Annotated in this window: 15 protein-coding genes; 6 read left to right on the plus strand and 9 right to left on the minus strand. The window is 62.0% G+C overall.

All coding sequences use genetic code 11. The features are described from left to right. Positions 1–95 precede the first annotated feature (95 nt). Positions 96–590 carry a hypothetical protein gene (locus NUV89_RS06595; protein ID WP_257780694.1) on the minus strand — a complete coding sequence of 165 codons (495 nt, stop codon included), beginning with the start codon at positions 588–590 and terminating at the stop codon, positions 96–98. Between the two features lie 76 nt (positions 591–666). After that, on the minus strand, positions 667–2,337 hold the full coding sequence (locus NUV89_RS06600; protein ID WP_257780695.1) for a nitrite/sulfite reductase: 1,671 nt from the start codon (positions 2,335–2,337) through the stop codon (positions 667–669). A 214-nt stretch (positions 2,338–2,551) separates the two neighbouring features. On the opposite strand from NUV89_RS06600, the gene ccoN reads away from it, so the two are divergent. The 3 genes from ccoN (at position 2,552) to NUV89_RS06615 (ending at position 4,971) form a co-directional block, all read left to right on the plus strand. Further along, positions 2,552–3,979, plus strand: a complete 1,428-nt coding sequence (gene ccoN / locus NUV89_RS06605; protein WP_257780696.1) for a cytochrome-c oxidase, cbb3-type subunit I — start codon at positions 2,552–2,554, stop codon at positions 3,977–3,979. After that, complete coding sequence (locus tag NUV89_RS06610; protein ID WP_017735569.1) at positions 3,979–4,188, plus strand: cbb3-type cytochrome c oxidase subunit 3; 210 nt, start codon at positions 3,979–3,981, stop codon at positions 4,186–4,188. The genes ccoN and NUV89_RS06610 overlap by 1 nt, the downstream gene beginning before the upstream one ends. A gap of 90 nt (positions 4,189–4,278) precedes the next feature. Beyond that, positions 4,279–4,971, plus strand: coding sequence for an aspartate/glutamate racemase family protein (locus NUV89_RS06615; protein ID WP_257780697.1), 693 nt, complete (start codon positions 4,279–4,281; stop codon positions 4,969–4,971). On the opposite strand, the gene NUV89_RS06620 is transcribed toward NUV89_RS06615, so the two are convergent. The 6 genes from NUV89_RS06620 to NUV89_RS06645 form a co-directional block, all read right to left on the minus strand. Then, positions 4,968–5,480 carry a GNAT family N-acetyltransferase gene (locus NUV89_RS06620; RefSeq protein ID WP_257780698.1) on the minus strand — a complete coding sequence of 171 codons (513 nt, stop codon included), beginning with the start codon at positions 5,478–5,480 and terminating at the stop codon, positions 4,968–4,970. The two genes, NUV89_RS06615 and NUV89_RS06620, sit on opposite strands and share 4 nt — an antisense overlap. Before the next feature lie 61 nt (positions 5,481–5,541). Further along, the gene (locus NUV89_RS06625; protein WP_257780699.1) at positions 5,542–6,606 is read right to left on the minus strand and encodes a DUF1176 domain-containing protein; all 1,065 of its coding nucleotides are present in this window, start codon (positions 6,604–6,606) and stop codon (positions 5,542–5,544) included. 64 nt (positions 6,607–6,670) lie between these two features. Next, complete coding sequence (locus tag NUV89_RS06630) at positions 6,671–7,390, minus strand: hypothetical protein (protein WP_257780700.1); 720 nt, start codon at positions 7,388–7,390, stop codon at positions 6,671–6,673. Continuing rightward, positions 7,387–8,664, minus strand: a complete 1,278-nt coding sequence (locus tag NUV89_RS06635) for an AAA family ATPase (protein WP_257780701.1) — start codon at positions 8,662–8,664, stop codon at positions 7,387–7,389. The genes NUV89_RS06630 and NUV89_RS06635 overlap by 4 nt, the downstream gene beginning before the upstream one ends. 102 nt (positions 8,665–8,766) lie before the next feature. Then, the gene (locus NUV89_RS06640; RefSeq protein ID WP_257780702.1) at positions 8,767–9,906 is read right to left on the minus strand and encodes a glycerate kinase; all 1,140 of its coding nucleotides are present in this window, start codon (positions 9,904–9,906) and stop codon (positions 8,767–8,769) included. Positions 9,907–9,997: 91 nt separating this feature from the next. Further along, positions 9,998–11,104 carry a sugar diacid recognition domain-containing protein gene (locus tag NUV89_RS06645; RefSeq protein ID WP_257780703.1) on the minus strand — a complete coding sequence of 369 codons (1,107 nt, stop codon included), beginning with the start codon at positions 11,102–11,104 and terminating at the stop codon, positions 9,998–10,000. A 158-nt stretch (positions 11,105–11,262) separates the two neighbouring features. On the opposite strand from NUV89_RS06645, the gene NUV89_RS06650 reads away from it, so the two are divergent. After that, positions 11,263–12,573 carry an MFS transporter gene (locus NUV89_RS06650; protein ID WP_257780704.1) on the plus strand — a complete coding sequence of 437 codons (1,311 nt, stop codon included), beginning with the start codon at positions 11,263–11,265 and terminating at the stop codon, positions 12,571–12,573. A 129-nt stretch (positions 12,574–12,702) separates the two neighbouring features. Here NUV89_RS06650 and NUV89_RS06655 read toward each other — a convergent pair whose 3' ends face one another. Continuing rightward, positions 12,703–13,407 (minus strand): SDR family oxidoreductase, encoded by a 705-nt coding sequence (locus NUV89_RS06655; RefSeq protein WP_257780705.1) that lies wholly within the window; start codon positions 13,405–13,407, stop codon positions 12,703–12,705. A 101-nt stretch (positions 13,408–13,508) separates the two neighbouring features. Between NUV89_RS06655 and NUV89_RS06660 the strand changes: the two genes are divergently transcribed. After that, on the plus strand, positions 13,509–14,411 hold the full coding sequence (locus NUV89_RS06660; RefSeq protein WP_257780706.1) for a LysR family transcriptional regulator: 903 nt from the start codon (positions 13,509–13,511) through the stop codon (positions 14,409–14,411). An 81-nt stretch (positions 14,412–14,492) separates the two neighbouring features. After that, positions 14,493–15,503: an aldo/keto reductase gene (locus NUV89_RS06665; protein WP_257780707.1), complete on the plus strand. Its 1,011-nt coding sequence runs from the start codon at positions 14,493–14,495 to the stop codon at positions 15,501–15,503. Positions 15,504–15,684: the final 181 nt, after the last annotated feature.

Here is a 15,684-nt window from a genome sequence, read left to right on the forward strand (position 1 = left end):
CAGGGGCTGCGCAGCGGCCCCAAGATGTTGGGAGCGCTGCGCACTCCAGCGGGAGCAAGCTCCCTCGCCACACAGGTTGCTCGGCAGCCTGAGCCTTACATGCGTTCGCGCGGGATCAGGCTCTGCAACTGCGACGCCAGGAAGTTCGCATCAAAGCCAAAGGTGTCGGGGTCCTTGAGGCCATTGGTCTTCTTCCACAGCCAGTCGTTCTTGTCCGCCGGCAGCACCAGCGACACGCTGCCGTGGCGGGCGGCCGTCAGGCCCATCACCGACACCGAGATCAGCCCGCCTGCGCCCATCACGTCCGGCACAAACTCGACGCTCTTGCCGGTGATCTGCACCGTGAGCTTCTCGGTCTTGAAGGTCGAGGTCTCCAGCGGCACGCTGGGGCCGCTGGCGACGTAGGCTTCACGGTACACCTCCAGCAAGCCCACCTGCTTGACCGGCTCCAGCCACAGCTCGATCTGGCCGAACAACTCGCCGAGCTTTTGCGTCCAACGGGCGGATTGCACGTCGAATTGCTGCTTCTTGTGCGCTTCGCTGTCGGCGTAATGACGAAGCATCTCGCCCAGTTGTTGTACGTCGTCCATTGCGGATCTCCTCCGGTGAGCCAGGTTGCGAAGGCCGATCATGGCAGATGCAACACCGGCGCGTATGACTAACGCCTCACGCGTCCACCAACCGCCCCGCGTAGACCCGCTCCTTGAACGGTTCCAGGCCGATGCGCTGCACGGTGTCGACAAAGCGCTCTTCACTCTCGCGGTAGCGCACAAAGGTGTGGATCACCCGTGCGATCACATCGGGAATCTCGGCGGCGCTGAACGAGGGGCCGATCACCTTGCCCAGGGCGCTGTGATTGCCCTGGGCGCCGCCCAGGGTGACCTGGAACCACTCGCTGCCATTTTTATCCACGCCGAGGATGCCGATATTGCCGATGTGGTGATGGCCGCAGGCATTGATACAGCCGGAGATGTTCAGGCTGATCTCGCCGAGGTCATGCAGGTAGTCGAGGTTGTCGAAGCGTTGCTGGATCGCCTGGGCGATGGGGATTGATCTGGCGTTGGCCAAGGCGCAGAAGTCGCCGCCCGGGCAGGCGATGATATCGGTCAGCAGGCCGACGTTCGCCGCCCCCAGGCCGTGGACGCAGGCCTGTGTCCACAAGGCATGCAGGTGTTCCTTGGGCACATCTGGCAGGACGATGTTCTGTTCATGGGCGATGCGGATTTCGCCAAAGCCGAAGCGTTCCGACCATTGCGCCACCGCGTCCATTTGCTCGGCCGTGACGTCGCCGGGCGGTGCGCTGATCCCCGGTTTGGTGGACAGCACCACGCTGGTGTAGCCCGGGACTTTGTGCGGCATGACATTGCGGCTGACCCAACGGGCAAACGCGGGGCTTTCCGTCAACGCGGTGCCGTAGGCCAGGCTGGTGCCCGGCAGGTTTGCATAGGTGGGCGGGACAAAAGCCGCGGCCACGCGCGCGTATTCGGCGTCGGTCAATTGCGCCGGGCCGTCGCGCAGGTACTGCCACTCCTCCTCCACCTCGCGGGCAAACGCCTCGATGCCCAGGGCCTTGACCAGGATCTTGATGCGCGCCTTGTATTTGTTGTCCCGTCGGCCATGGCGGTTGTACACCCGCAGTACCGCCTCGACGTAGGACAACAGGTGCTGCCACGGCAACCCTTCGCGGATCTGTACACCCAGGATCGGCGTGCGTCCCAGGCCGCCGCCCACCATCATGCGCAACAGCTTGTTGCCCTGGCGGTCGTGGTAAAGGTACAGGCCGATGTCATGCATCATGATCGCGGCACGGTCGTCACGGGCCGAACAAATGGCGATCTTGAACTTGCGCGGCAGGAACAGGAATTCCGGGTTGATGGTCGACCATTGGCGCAGGATCTCCGCCAGTGGGCGCGGGTCCAGCAACTCGTCGGCCGCTACCCCGGCAAAAGCTTCGGTGGTGATATTGCGCACGCAGTTGCCGGAGGTCTGGATGGCATGCATGTTCACATGGGCCAGGCGTTCGAGGATGTCGGGCACCTGGTGCAATTCGATCCAGTTGAATTGCAGGTTCTGCCGCGTGGTGAAGTGGCCGTAACCCCGGTCGTAATCCCGCGCGATGCTGGCCAGGGTGCGCAGTTGTTCGGCGCTCAGGGTGCCGTAGGGAATCGCCACCCGCAGCATGTAGGCATGCTTTTGCAGGTACAGGCCGTTTTGCAGGCGCAATGGCAGAAACTCCGCGTCGCTCAAGTCCCCCGCGATATAGCGCCGGACCTGGTCACGAAACTGCGCCACGCGCTCGAACACCAGCGCCCGGTCGTATGCGTCGTATTGGTACATAGCACGGCCTCATCAAATGATGGGGGCGACTATGCACCTACGGCGCAGCGCGTTGAAGATTCAGGTGCAGTGTTAAAAAGCGGATCAGATCGCCTGAAAGCCGCGTTTTCAGGCTGAAACAACTGATCCGCAGTAATGAGCTTTTTCTGAGCCTGTTTTGTTTTACCCACCCTTCCTACAGTGCCCGCCACTTGGAACCGTGGGAGGACTGAGCATGAGCACAGCAACAATCGGGCAGGCCTATAACTATAAAGTCGTCCGTCAATTCGTCATTGCCACCATCGTGTGGGGCGTGGTCGGCATGGCCATGGGCGTGTGGATCGCCTCGCAACTGGTTTGGCCCGAGATGAACCTGGACCTGCCCTGGACCACCTTTGGCCGCTTGCGCCCTTTGCACACCAGCCTGGTGATCTTTGGTTTCGCCGGCAGCGCCCAGTTTGCCGCCAGCTATTACGCGGTACAGCGCACCTGCCAGGTGCGGCTGTATTCCGATCGCCTGGCCGCGTTCACGTTTTGGGGTTGGCAGTCGGTGATCGTAATCATGCTGGTCAGCCTGCCGCTGGGCTACACCACCACCAAGGAATATGCGGAAATCGAGTTCTCCGGCGCGGTGTGGATGGCCGTGGTGTGGGTGGCTTACGCGGTGGTGTTCTTCACCACTGTGGTGCAGCGCAAGGCCAGGCATATCTACGTGGGCAACTGGTTTTTTGGCGCGTTCATCCTAGTGATCGCCATGCTGCACGTGGTCAACCACTTGGCGATTCCGGTGGATTGGTTCAAGTCCTACCCGGTGTATGCCGGGGCGACCGATGCAATGGTGCAGTGGTGGTATGGGCATAACGCCGTGGGGTTTTTCCTGACGACGGGCTTTTTGGGGATGATGTACTACTTCGTGCCGAAACAAGTCGGGCGGCCGGTGTATTCCTATCGCTTGTCCATCGTGCACTTCTGGGCGCTGATTACCCTGTATATCTGGGCCGGCCCCCACCATTTGCACTACACCGCGCTGCCGGATTGGGCGCAGTCATTGGGCATGGCGATGTCGCTGATCCTGCTGGCGCCGAGCTGGGGTGGGATGATTAACGGCATGATGACCCTGTCCGGTGGCTGGCATCAGTTGCGTACCGACCCGATCCTGCGCTTTCTGGTGCTGTCTTTGGCGTTCTACGGCATGTCCACCTTTGAAGGGCCGATGATGGCGATCAAGACCGTCAACGCCCTCTCCCACTACACCGACTGGACCATCGGCCACGTCCACGCCGGGGCACTTGGCTGGGTGGCGATGATCACGTTCGGCGCGCTGTACCACATGATCCCCAAGGTGTTCGGTCGCGAGCAGATGCACAGCGTGCCGCTAATCAACCTGCACTTCTGGCTGGCCACCATCGGTACCGTGCTGTACATCGCGTCGATGTGGGTCAACGGCATTACCCAGGGTTTGATGTGGCGGGCGGTGAACGATGACGGCACCCTCACCTACTCGTTCGTCGAGGCGTTGCAGGCCAGCCATCCAGGGTTTGTGGTGCGTTTCGCCGGGGGCGTGTTTTTCCTTACGGGCATGTTGCTGATGGCGTACAACACCTGGCGCACGGTGCGTGCGGCGGATGTGCGCATGGCGCAGCTCGACGCGCGGATTGCCTGATGTGGGGCTGGCTGATGCTGCTGTGCCTGTATGGCGCCGTGGAATATTGCTTGCGCGGGCAATCCGAGAAAAGCCTGGATGAAGCCAGCCTGATCCCTTTCGCCGACGACCCGGACGTGGCGCGGCGGGTGGAACAGGCCACCGGCAAACAGGTCAACGCCGTCGCGCCGGAGCAGGCCAAACCGGGCTGGATCAACCTGGACATGTAAAACTGCTCCGGTGATTTGCTGGGCAACTGCGTATGACTATTCGGCGGCCGATGGGTAAGGTGAAGCGACTTTCCACGTAAGGAGCATCGCATGCGCACCATCGGCCTGATCGGCGGCATGAGCTGGGAATCCAGCGCCGAGTATTACCGCATCATCAACCAGCGCGTACGCGACCAACTCGGCCCGCTGCGCTCGGCGCAACTGTTGATGTACAGCGTGGACTTCGGCCCGGTGGAGCAAGCCCAGCACGCCGGGCGCTGGGACGACACCGCGCTGATCCTCGAAGACGCCGCTCGTCGCCTGCAAGCCGGCGGTGCCGATTGCGTGGTGCTGTGTACCAACACCATGCACTTGGTGGCGCCGCGTATCGAGGCGGCGGTGTCGATTCCGTTCCTGCACATTGCCGATGCCGCAGGGTTGGCGGCGGTTGCCGCAGGTACGTTGACCGTCGGCCTGCTGGGCACGGCGTTCACCATGGAGCAGGACTTTCTCAAATCGCGCCTGGCTGGGCATGGTTTGACCGTGTTGGTGCCTGAGGCTGACGAGCGCCAGGCCGTGCACCGGATCATTTATGAGGAGTTGTGTGTCGGCGTAATCAGCGACGCGTCGCGCCAGGTCTACCAGGGGGTGATCGAGTCCCTGGCCGCACGCGGCGCCCAGGCGATCATCCTGGGTTGTACGGAAATCGGCCTGCTGATTAAACCGGAGCACAGCGACCTGCCGCTGTTGGACACCACCGAGCTGCATGCGCAGGCTGCGGTGGCGTTTGCGTTGCAGGACTAAGCCGATTGGCGCAGGCGCGCCATGCTCACGGTATCGACGAACACGCCGTCGCGCAGGGCAAAATCGCGCATGCGGCCTTCAACCTCGAAGCCGAACTTGCGATACAGCTGCACTGCGGCTTCGTTGTCGGCGTACACCGTCAGTTCGACGCGGCGCAGGTTCATCCAGTTGTCGGCCACGTCCAGCGCGGCCGCCAACAGGCGCGAGCCCACACCCTTGCCCTGCCAGGCCGGCGCCACGCCCATGCCGAACGAGCCGACATGGCTGCGGCGCACACGCAGCAGTTGTTCCAGGCCCAGTTGGCCGATCACCTCGCCGCCATGCACCGCCACCAGTTGCAGGCGCCGCTCGTTGTCCAGCTCCAGTTTATTGCGCCACGCCTGCACCGACTGGAAAGGCATTTGCAGCACCTGTCGGCACACCGCCGGTTCGTTATAGAGCGCGGCGACGCCCTCAAGGTGGGCCTCGGTAAAGCGCTGGATGACGATATGGGGTTCAGGCGTGTGCATGCTGTTTCATCCTTTGAAAGACATGTGGCCGACCAGTGTAGAGGCCACGCGGGCCCGCTGGCTAGGGTGCTGGAACGGTTGACCACAACGACGGCCAATCACCGTAGCCCAAGCCCGTGCAGCGCGGCATCATGTGGAATTCACTGAGCCGGAACGACCTGCCGTCGAATACCCAGACGCCGCCAGCGCCACAATCACCAATCCCACGCTGTTTGTAGAAATAACTGAGGGTGCCGGTGGCTTCGTCATAGCCGACCGAGCCTTGTAGCGCCGCGCCGTCCAGGGGCAGCGGTTCAAGGTCAAGCCGGGTTTCCGTGTAGGGCGCTTGCCGCTGCCGGCTGCTGACGGCGTACTCGCAGTTGTAGGCCGCGCAGTCATAACGCACCACTGTCATTGCCTGCCCAGCGGTGAGGGCGCCAGCGTTGGCCTCCGGTTCACCCTCTTCCGGTGTGACTGCCTTCAAGGCGGCGGCTACCAGCCCGGCTTGTTCTTGCGCGGTCAGCGGCGGCGCGTGAGTGAATTGGCGCAACACCGGTGCCGGCAAACGCGGCGGCACTTCACTGGCCGCGCCCTTGCCCGGTCGGGCGAGCGCGGTGACGTTATCCACCCGCCCCTGCACGGCATCCATCAACAGCAATGACGCACTTAGCCCGCTCAGTGAAACGTGCGCCTGTTCATCGCCTGGCAACTGCAAGCGCTGGCCATTGCGCAGCCGCTGTAACCAGCGCCGTGCCGCCGCCTCGTCGATCACCCCGAAGGACTGCGCTTCGGGGTCATTGCCTTGGTCGTCCAACTCAAGCTGCAAATCGCGCGTCAGCTCCAGCCCTAGAGGCTGACCGTCCAGCTGCAAAGTAGAAAGGTCTACGCCTTCGCCACGGTGATCGAAGCGCAAGCGCAGAAAACCCTCGGGACCCGCTTGGTGCCAGATATGCAGGGTCAGCGAGCTGTAGTCCTCTTCATCCACGCCACTGGGGGCGCTGAGGGCATGGCAATTGCGCAGGTTGTCGCAACCGACAACCCACTGCTTGATTTCACGCAGCAGTGGCACGGTTTCAGCGGGTGGTTGAGCGAGGGCTTGGGTGGCGACGCTGGACAGCAACAGGGCCAGGAATGCGGGGCGCAGCATGGGGACTCTCCGTGTCGAAAAATGGCGCGGATTGTCCCATGTCTGTGGTTCGCGAGGGTAGCCGTTACGGCCGGGCTTGACCGCGTACGCGCGCAGCACGCTTTTCCAGCTGCAGTGCATGACGTTCTGCCTGTTGCTTGAGTGCCTGGCAGTATTCGGGGAGGCAGTGCTGGGCGTCGGGCGTGTCGACTTCATTAGCCAGGCGTCGGGCGGAAGCGGCGGAGACGGGCGTGCCGCGGGGTTTGAGCCGGCCTTTGATGACGGCCGCACGATCATTGACCAGTGTTGGGTGATTGAGTTTGAGAACTTCGACAGTCGCAATGGCCTCGGGGGTCAACCCTTCCACATAGCCGTCGCTAGAGTATCGAAAAAAGCGTTCGACATTGGCTGCCAGCGGAGAAACAAACGGCTGCCGGGCGCAATCGTAGTCATCTTTTTCCACGGCGCCATAACCGCACGCGACCTTGGTTTGGCTGGAGGGGTAGCACGCGACCAGGTTGGTGTAGACGGTGCTTTCAGGCTTGTAGTGTTTTTGTGGAAGGACATGCTCAATGTGGCAACTGAATTGCGTGCCCTGATCCTTTGCCTGGCATTCAGCCGTTGTCGGTAATCGGCGCAGGGTATAGGCACACAAATGAAACTGCTCTTTCAAGAGCGCCTGGCGTACGGGCTCACTTGGGAAACTGCTGCCTTTGCCATAAAAGAGATTTTGCGGTTTGTCGCGATTTTCCCTTCGCCATTCAATCAAGGCCCGTGGCTCGGCCCCCTTTTTGATCGACCTCACGCCTCGCCCTCTTCCAGTGACCTCAAAGAATCGATATTGGCTTGGGCCTCCAAGACATCAGGAATTTTCCCGACCCGCTCGCGCAATTGCACAAGGTTGGCTTGGGCGGATTCAAGATTGTCGTCATCCAGGTCGCGATAGATTTTTCTGAGCTGCTGGCTGACGGCTTGATTTTGGGCATACCCGCCCATCAGCTCCTCAATCACTTCGCCGCTGCGCAGACCCAGTGAGCGTTCTGGATGGCCCAGATACTGACCGTCTTTCAAAAGAATGATGGACTCGGCTGGAAGTTCACCCAGGATCTGTGGGGAATGGGTGGTAATGATGAATTGACAGTTTGGGAAGGTTTTTTCCAGGTTGGCGACGACGGTGCGTTGCCAGCCTGGATGGAGGTGGAGGTCGAGTTCGTCGATCAAAACAACTGATTCCCCCTCAAGCGGATCTGACAAATAACGATTCAGAAGTGTAAGTCGTCGTGCCAAATCCCCAACCATAGCTAACAGACACTTCTCACCATCCGAAAGCTGTAAAACATTCAGCTCGATGTTGCCTTTGAGCACCGTCATTCTTAAAGAGGGCGTGCGGCGTACCCTGACATCCGTAAACCCGGTAAACGCTTCAATTGCCCTGCGTACCGCACTGAGTTCCGGCGCACGATAACCGGGTTGATCTCGGCTGGTCTCATTTTCGAGGTCTTCTTGGTTTCTGAACCAACTGAAAAACTTCTTGAAGTCTGCCCCACCTCTACCCAAGACGCCCTCAAAGCCAGCAGTGACATCACTGTACGCGTGCTCGCGCGCTCGTAAAGGGACTTCCAGCACGGCGCGGTGAACATCGTAATAAACAGCCAAAGGGAAAAAAATTCGGGGCTCAATATCGCCAATTTCATAGCGATCTATGAATACCCCGGCGTTCTCAGTTGCACTATTCAAACGTTTGAGGTCACTGCTGCGGTCTTTGGCGTAGCTACCTGCCTTGCGGTTAAGTGCGATTGTCCAGTCAACCTTGTAGTTGTTGGTTGAGGCAAGATCTACATGCAGACTTGTATATTCGGCTCCGACCCGAATGTCATCTTTAGAAATCGTTCTTGATTTCGAGGGCTGCCCGACCATTCGTGCAGTCAGATATGAGAGCGTAATCGCCAACGCATCCAGAATCGAAGACTTGCCCACCCCATTGACGCCCACCAAAGCGACAGTCTGCTTACCCTCGAAATCGAGCTCCATCTTCTCGATGCCGCGGAAATTGACGAGGGTAAAACGCTTGATCTGCATGATCGGCTTCCAACGTGCCCGGCCAGGTCGGCCAGTCTTCAAAGTAAGCACGGATCATAGTAATTATCGACAGATCTGTCACGGCACTGGCGGTTGCCTCTATCAGCCCCGCGCAGCCACCCGCCACACCCGCGCAATATCCGCCGCTCGCTCGCGCAACAACCCCGGCGCCTCGCTGCACGCCTGCTCCAGGCTCATCGGGCCGGAAGGCAAGGCAAACGCTGCATCCACGCCGTGGGCGTACATCTGTTCGTAGCCATCGCCCAGGGTGCCGGCGATGACGATCACGGGCACGCCGTGTTGCTGGGCGATGCGTGCTACGCCGAATGGCGTCTTGCCGCGCAGGGTCTGGGCATCGAAACGACCTTCGCCGGTGATTACCAGATCGGCGCCTTGTACGGCGGCATCCAGGCCGACCAGTTCGGCGACCACTTCGACGCCGGCGCGAAACTGCGCGCCAAGGAAGGCTTTGGCCGCAAACCCTAGGCCACCAGCCGCGCCGCTGCCGGGTTCGTCGCGTACGTCTTTGCCCAGGGCGCGCGCGCAGTGGTCGGCGAAGTGGCCGAGGGCGGCGTCCAGCTGTTGGACTTGTTCGGGATTCGCGCCTTTTTGCGGACCGAAGATGGCTGAGGCGCCGTGGGGGCCGCAGAGTGGGTTGTTGACGTCGGCGGCGATTTCAAAACGTACGTCGGCCAGGCGTGGGTCCAACCGCTCAAGATTGATCCGGGCCAGGCGCGACAAGGCCAGTCCACCCGGTGGCAACGGCTGGTCCTCAGCATCGAACAACTGCACGCCAAGCGCTTGCATCGCACCGGCGCCGCCGTCGTTGGTGGCACTGCCGCCAATCGCCAGGATGATGCGCTGGGCGCCCAGGTCGAGGGCGGCGCGGATCAGTTGCCCGGTGCCAAACGTGGTGCTGGAACAGGCGTCGCGCTGCCCTGGCGCAACGAGTTGCAGGCCGCTGGCTTCGGCCATCTCGATGATTGCCGTGTGGCTCTCGGCCAACCAGCCCCAATGGGCTTCAACCGTGCCGCCCAACGGACCTTGCACCGTTTGGCTGCGCAACTCGCCGTTGCACGCCGCGAGTACCGACTCAACCGTGCCTTCACCACCGTCCGCCATGGGGCATTGCACCAGCTGCGCAGCAGGCCAGACCTCGGCCAACCCGGCCGCGATGGCTTGGGCGACGCCTTCTGCACTCAGGCTGTCCTTGAACGAGTCGGGGGCGATGATGATTTTCATGGGCTTTCTCCGGTTTTTATAACGCCCATGCTGCCAGTTGGCAGCAGCAATGACGCCGGTCAGATGCACAAGTACGCTTTGGCTTTGTTGTTCATTCCGACAAAGCCTGGGGCAAGAGTTGCACGCCGAGATAGAGAGCGAGCATGCCATCCAGGGTCAGCGGGTCGACGCCGCTGAGTTCGGCGATACGCTCCATGCGATAGCGCAGGCTGTTGCGGTGGATGCCCAGGGCGTCGGCGCAGGCCTGGCTTTGCCCGTCGTGTTCGCACCAGCTGCGCAGGGTCGCCTGCAACTGGCCGTTGCTGTCCTTGGCCAGCACTTTGCGCAGCGGGTTGAGCAACTCGTCCAGGGCATCATCGTTGCGATGGCGCCAGAGCATCACCGGCAGGCGAAAGCGGTTGAGGGTGAGCAGTCGTGAGTGCGGCAGGACATCGCGGCCGTAGGCCAGCAAGTCACCAACCCGTCGGTAGCAACGGCGCAGGCCGGCCAGGCCATCGGCCTGCCCGCCGACGGCGACGCGCAGGATGTTCCAGCCTGCGCCTTCGAGCTTTTCCAGCAACCGCAGGTTGTCCACCTGCGCCGCCGCGGGCCGGCACCAGAGCAGGGAAAACTGCGCCGAGCTGACGCACCAGCTGTCCGGGTAACGCGATGCGAGCCAGGCACTCAAGGCTTCGGCCGATTGGCCCGGGCCCAGCTCAAACAGGTACGGCGTGCGTGCCAGCTGTGGCTTGAGCCCCAGCTGTTGGGCTTCGTCCACCAGGCGCGGGGAGTCGCCGGTTTCGGCCAGGAGCAACGCCAGCAGGTCATCGCAACGTTGGCGCCGCCATTGTTGTTCGGCTTGCTGGTGGCGGTGGCTGACGAGCATTTCCGCCGTCATGCGCACCAGTTCGGCGTAGGTGCGCAGCCCGTCCGGTTCGCCAGTGATGCCCAGCACGCCGATCAGGCGTTGGTCGTGCAGCAGCGGCAGGTTGATGCCCGGTTGCACGCCCTTGAGGTGCTTGGCGGTCTGGCCGTCGATCTCCACCACGCGTCCATTGGCCAGCACCAGTTGCGCGCCTTCGTGGCGGGTGTTGATGCGCTCCGGCTCGCCGCTGCCGAGAATCAGCCCCTGACTGTCCATGACATTGACGTTATAGGGCAGGATCGCCATGGTGCGATCGACAATATCCTGCGCCAAGTCATGATCGAGCTCGAACATGGGGCTAACTTCCTGAAAGGTGGTTGTTCACTGGCACAGCGCAAAGGGTGCTTCGCTGTGCGTGGGCACAAAGACAGTACCCCGTCACGTCGCCGAGACTGTTTGGGCGATCAACGTTACCCTCGCATCGCGAAAAATCATAATAAAGAGAGACTGCCATGTCACAGAGCGCCACTGCCGTACTGGCCACCGATGACGATAAAAACGCCATCTACAAGCGCATCACCCTGCGCCTGATCCCCTTCATCTTTATCTGCTATCTGTTCAACTACCTCGACCGGGTAAACGTTGGCTTTGCCAAGTTGCAGATGCTTGATGCGTTGAAGTTCAGCGAAACCGTGTACGGCCTGGGGGCCGGGATCTTCTTTATCGGCTACGTGCTGTGTGGCGTGCCGAGCAACCTGGCGCTGACCCGGTTTGGCCCGCGGCGCTGGATTGCGCTGATGATGATCGTGTGGGGGACGTTGTCCACGTGCCTGCTGTTCGTCACCACGCCGACGCACTTCTACACCCTGCGCCTGTTTACCGGGGCCGCCGAAGCGGGCTTCTTCCCCGGTGTGGTGCTGTACCTCTCGCAGTGGTTCCCGACGTTCCGCCGTGGGCGGATCATGGCGCTGTTCATGTCGGCGATCCCGGTGTCCGGCTTGCTGGGCAGCCCGTTCTCTGGTTGGATTCTCAACCACTTCGCCGCCGGCCAAGGTGGCCTCGCGGGCTGGCAGTGGATGTTCCTGCTGCAAGGTGTGCCCACCGTCATTCTCGGCGCCCTCGCCTACTTCCTGCTCAGCGACAGCTTCGCCAACGCCAAATGGCTCAAGCCCCACGAGCGTGCCGTGCTGGAAGCCGACCAGGCGACCGACCTGGCCAACAAACCGAAAACCACCACCGACTCCCTCGCCGAAGTGTTCAAGAACCCCGCGATCTGGGCCTTCGGCCTGATCTACTTCTGCATCCAGAGCGGTGTGTACGCGATCAACTTCTGGCTGCCGTCGATCATCAAGAACCTGGGTTTCAGCGATAACCTGGTGATCGGCTGGCTGAGTGCGATCCCGTATCTGCTGGCGGCGGTGTTTATGTTGCTGGTGGGCCGCTCGGCCGACTTGCGCAAGGAGCGGCGCTGGCACTTGGTGGTGCCGATGCTGATGGGCGCCGTGGGCTTGTTGATCGCGGTGAATTTCGCCACCACACCGGCCATTGCCATTCTGGGCCTGACCATCGCGACGATGGGCGCCCTCACCGGCCTGCCGATGTTCTGGCCGGTGCCCACCGCGATGCTCAGCGCAGGCGCGGCGGCCGGTGGGCTGGCGTTAATCAACTCGATGGGGCAGATGGCTGGGTTCCTCAGCCCGTATATCGTCGGGTTTGTGAAAGATGCCACGGGGTCTACGGATTTGGCGTTGTACCTGCTGGCAGCGGTGATTGTGGCGGGCAGTGTGCTCGCCTTGCGGATGACCCGTACCTTGAAGGTATAACGCCGTCCATGTGGGAGCGGGCTTGCTCGCGAAAGCGGTCAATCAGTCAATACATTCGGTGACTGGCACACCGTCTTCGCGAGCAAGCCCGCTCCCACATAAGCCTCCATTCACATGTTGGATCAGTGTTTAGAGCAGGCCGCCGCCGTCGATGTCGATGACCGCGCCGGTCATAAAATCGTTCTCCATGGCCAGCACATACCCCGCCGCCACTTCTTCTGCCCGCCCGACCCGCCCAACCGGCAACGCGCCGCCCGCCTTGGCGAACATCGCCAGACGCTGTTCCTCCGCCAACCCCGCATACGCCGGCGTATCGATCACCCCCGGGCTGATCACATTGACCCGACGCGGCGCCAACTCCTTGGCCAATTGCTTGCCCAGTGCTTCGGTGGCGGCGTTGATACCGACCTTGATGAACTGTCCTGGTACGAGCTTGCGGCCCAGTTGCCCGGAGGTCAGGCTGATACTGCCCTGCGCATCGAGGTAAGGCAGCGCCAGTTGGATCGCCCGCAACGCGCCCCAGAGTTTCACGTTGAAGTTGTCCTGGGCTTCGTCCAGGTCGGTCTCGATCAGGGTTTTTGCGCGCACACTCGGGCCCGAGGTGTAGACCAGATGATCGAAGCGCCCGACGCTGGCGAACAGGCGTTGCAGCGAGGCGGTGTCGGTGACGTCTACCGGCTCGCTGCGCAGGCCGTTTTCCACGCCTGAGACCAAGCGCCGCCCGGCCAATACCACCTGCGCACCACGGGCTGCGGCGGCCTTGGCCACGGCGGCACCAATGCCGCTGCTGCCGCCGATGACGATGACGGTTTTGCCGTTGAGGGAAGAAGTCATGGAGAAATATCCTGGTTGAAAAAGTGAGCGTTCATCTTCCCTGCTTGGCAATCGGCGAAAAATCCCGGTAAAACGACAAGATCTTTAAAGGATATTTACAAGTGAGCTCGATTCTCGACCTTGAAGTCTTCGTACGCACCGCTGATTCGGGCAGCCTGTCGGCCGCCGCCCGTGGGCTTGGCCTCACCCCGGCGGCGGCCAGCATTGCCTTGAAACGCCTGGAAACCCGCTTGGGCATGCGCCTGTTGGCCCGCTCCACGCGCAGCATGCGCCTGACCGAAGAAGGCCGGCGCTACCTCGACAGCGTGCGCGTGGCGTTGGCGGCCTTGGCCGAAGGTGAATTGGCGCTCAAGCAACAAAGCCAGGGCTTGAGCGGCTTGCTGCAACTGGCGGCGCCGTCGGATTTCGGGCGCAATGTGCTGCTGGGCTGGCTGGATGCGTTCAAGGCCGAGCACCCGAATATCCGCCTGCAATTGCTGCTCAACGACAGCAACGCCGACCTGTTCCGCGAAACCGTCGACATCGCCCTGCGCTTTGGCGTGCCCCAGGACTCTAGCCTGGTGGCGCTGCCCATCGCCACCGCGCACTGCCGCGTCGCCTGCGCCAGCCCGGCTTACCTGGCGCGCCACGGTACGCCGCTTGAGCCGATGGACCTGGCCCGGCACAGCGCGCTGCGCTACATGCGCCAGGGCCAGGTGAGCAAGACCTGGCGCTTTCAGCGGGGCACGCAGGTGCAGGAGGTCGAGGTGAGTGGGGATTTCCTCAGCGACGACGGTGAGGTCGTGCGCAGCTGGGCCCTGGCCGGGCACGGCATTGCCTACAAGGCCCGGCTCGATGTGGTCGGCGATATCAGCGCTGGCCGGCTGGTGCCGTTGTTCGAGGACTGGCAGGGGGAACCGGCGCCCTTCAACCTGATGTGCCCCCACCGGCTGCAGGTGTCGGAGCGGGTGAAAGTGCTGCAGCGGTTTTTACAGGAACGCTGCCAGGCTTTGCTGAGTGCATGAAGAAACGCGTGCAGGGCTTGTTCCAGAGCGTTCGAGTCTGGTATTGCATGGCTCACGTTTCACGACCAGGAGGAGTTATCCATGATTTATCGCACGTTGGGCCAGTCCGGGTTGAAAGTCAGCGCCTTGACCCTGGGCACCATGATGTTTGGCGAACAGACCAGCACCGAGGACTCGCTGCGCATCATCGACAAGGCCTGGGACCAGGGCATCAATTTTATCGACACGGCGGACGTCTACACCGGTGGCCGCTCCGAGGAACTGGTGGGCGAAGCCATTGCCCGCCATCGCCAGGATTGGGTGGTGGCGTCCAAAGTCGGCTTTGGCCCGGCGGACGGCCTGCCCAACCGCAGCGGGTTGAGCCGCAAGCGTATTTTCAACGCGTTGGAAGCCAGCCTCAGCCGTCTCGACACCGACTACCTGGACATCTACTACCTGCACCGCGAAGACCACGACACGCCGCTGGACGTCACGGTGTCGGCGATTGGCGACCTGATCCGCCAGGGCAAGATCCGCTATTGGGGGCTGTCCAACTACCGTGGCTGGCGCATCGCCGAGGTGATTCGCGTGGCCGAGCGCCTGGGCGTGGATAAGCCGGTAATCAGCCAGCCGCTGTACAACATCGTCAACCGTCAGGCGGAGGTCGAGCAGATCACGGCGGCGGCGGCCTACGGTTTGGGCGTGGTGCCTTACAGCCCGTTGGCCAGGGGTGTGCTCAGTGGCAAATATGCGCCGGATGTCACGCCTGAGGCCGGCAGCCGCGCGGCACGCCAGGACAAGCGCATCCTCGAAACCGAATGGCGCGTGGAATCACTGCGCATCGCCCAGCAGATCCAGGAATACACCCAAGGGCGCGGCGTGGGGATTGTCGAGTTTGCGATTGCCTGGGTGCTCAACAACGCGGCGGTGAGTTCGGCGATCGTCGGGCCGCGCACCGAGGCGCAGTGGGATGCCTACACCGGTGCGCTGGGCGTGCAGATCACGGCTGAGGATGAAGCCTTCATTGATACGTTGGTCACGCCGGGGCATTCGTCTACACCGGGGTTCAATGATGTCAGCCATTTCGTCTCGGGCCGCACTGCCCGCCCATAACCCAACCCACTGTGGCTAGGGAACTTGTTGTGGCGAGGGAGCTTGCTCCCGCTGGAGTGCGCAGCGCTCCCAAAATCTTGGGGGCCGCTACGCAGCCCAGCGGGAGCAAGCTCCCTCGCCACGACAACCTTGTGCCCGACAGCACGGCGCGAGAAATTTTCCTGAAAAGCGCCCCAAAACA

The sequence above is a fragment of the Pseudomonas sp. 18.1.10 genome (assembly GCF_024655625.1).
GTDB lineage: Bacteria > Pseudomonadota > Gammaproteobacteria > Pseudomonadales > Pseudomonadaceae > Aquipseudomonas.